The sequence below is a fragment of the Helicobacter didelphidarum genome (assembly GCF_003364195.1).
Taxonomy (GTDB): Bacteria; Campylobacterota; Campylobacteria; order Campylobacterales; family Helicobacteraceae; genus Helicobacter_A; species Helicobacter_A didelphidarum.
Genome location: NZ_NXLQ01000094.1, coordinates 1 through 2,288, shown reverse-complemented (window position 1 = coordinate 2,288; position 2,288 = coordinate 1). Strand labels below are relative to the sequence as shown.

Below are 2,288 nucleotides of genomic sequence, written 5' to 3'. Positions count from 1 at the left end.
ATTGTGAGCTAATAGAGTCGGTATGGCAATCCATTTAATTACACTTAAAAACAAAGAGAATCTTGGCTTGATTATAAGATTCTTGAATATATTGAAGATTCCATATTCTATAATGATATATAATATATGCTATAATCCATAGCACTAAAACCATAATCGTTATGATAAAGTATTTCATTTCATTAAGGAATCCCCTTGCACCTCTCTTAGAATCTGATAGCTTAGAGTGTCCTCATATTAATGAGGGTGTAAAGATTCTCCTGATAGATTAAGAAAGGCAAAGTGATATTGCAATCAAAGCAAGTAAAGAGAATATCAATCTCCAACTAGGAGATTCTCAAATCACACTAGATAAGAGTGGTATTCATCTCAAAGGGAAAGTAAAGATAGAGAGATAGCAAGTAAGGTGTAAAGCAAATGAAATACAGAATATACATAGAGTGTTAAACATATCTGTATAGAAGAGACAAAGATTCTCTACTTCAATGCACTAAAAGAAAAAGGAGTTAGAAATACAGAAAGCAATAACATAGCAAAATATCAAGATATTTTATGCTACAATGTATGAGGATAGTTCAAGAGGTATTGAGAGTATGAGTAAAGAAATCCTAATCCAAGCCATAAATCTTAAAGGCAATCCTATCAATGGATTTAAAGATGTTATCAAGCTTTATCTTAATTCTAGTAATGATGTAAATCCTATCCCATGTGATGAAGAAAGAGAAAATGGAATCTATGTCTTTAACATCAAAGATGATAGAGATACCATGAGCAAAGTATTTGTCCAATTAAGCCAAGATAAAGCCATAAAAGAGAAAGTGGGTTCTACATATGAAACCATCACATACCAAAGAAAACCTCATTTCCTTCACCCTACTTGTATGCAAATCAATATACTAGAATGTATGTTACACAATGATAAGATTGTGCCTTATACCTTTGCTCCTTATGGCAACACCCCTATGATAGCAATGATTAAAGCCTACAAGTTTCCTACAAAGGAATCTTGCACAAATATTAGTAATGATACATTTGATAATACGCTCCAAAGCTATAGAGATGATTGGTATAATGAAATTTATACAATAGATATGGAGCAAACCATAAGATTACAAGCATTCATTGGGAATAGCACAACTACAAAAACAATCAAAGAGGATGTGAGTAATATTGATGTATCACAAATTAAATGGGGATATAGCATAGTAAAGAGTGGATTAAAAACGAACATAAATAATTATCCTAAGATGAATCATAAAGAAAAAAATATTACACCATTAGAGAATAAGGTAGGCACAAATATAGTATTGAATCTTCGTGAGATTACACAAGATTATAAGGCTAATACAGACATTCTTGATGATAGTGGCAACAATATCATTCTCTTTGCTTACACAAAAGATTATAATGAAAAGATTACACACTTAGATTACAGAAAGACAAACAATAAGAGAGCAACGACTATACAATGTATAGAGCTTAAAATCTTAACAACTCGCTTCTATTTGCACTATGATGGAGAGATATTAGAATTTTTAGAAAATGAGAGGGTATTATATACATTACAAGAAACACCAAACAAAGAAATAGCATTATTTTTAAAGAATTCTATAAATACCACACAATCTCAATCAACTTCTACAAATAATCAACAATCATTACCACAAAGTTCATCTCAAATCTTAGAAGATAATGCCTATATAATAAGCTATAATAATTCTATCTGTGAAGTATTTCACCAAGCTATCAAATCATCAAATCTCTCCCAACCTTTAAAAGAGGGATTTCAAATATTCATCAATGAATATGGAGAGCATTTATCTTCCCTCAATTCACTGAAACTTATTGTAGCTTATAATAAAGAGATAATCATAGAGGCACAACGATATTATGAAGACACAAATCTCACAGCCTCAAGATTTAGAATAAGAGTGCAAGATGAGGATTTACTCAAATGTCCTCAACATAAAGCTAAGGGACAAACAAAGAATACTCACAATAGAGATTCTACTCATGCTACTTCATCTATACAATATGAAAAAAATACAGCATCTCACACCAAAGATTCCAAACAAATCCTACAAGATAGGCAATCCCAAAATACAGATTCTAAGCAAACAACACCACTTAATACTAATAAGATAGTGTTTGATACAAAAGAACAAGATTGCAAAGATTGTAAGGCTTTAAGAGACTTAACACAATGGGAAAATCATTACTTCTTAGAGCGAAGTGGATATGATTGTATTACACCAAACTTAGAGCTTAGAATCCCAGAGGGGAGGTAT

The 2,288-nt window shown here is 31.2% G+C and carries 1 protein-coding gene; it reads left to right on the top strand.

Annotated features, from left to right (window positions below):
* Positions 1-593: 593 nt before the first annotated feature.
* Positions 594-2,288 (top strand): hypothetical protein (locus CQA53_RS10970; RefSeq protein ID WP_147290046.1); only part of this gene is annotated, 1,695 nt, incomplete at its 3' end.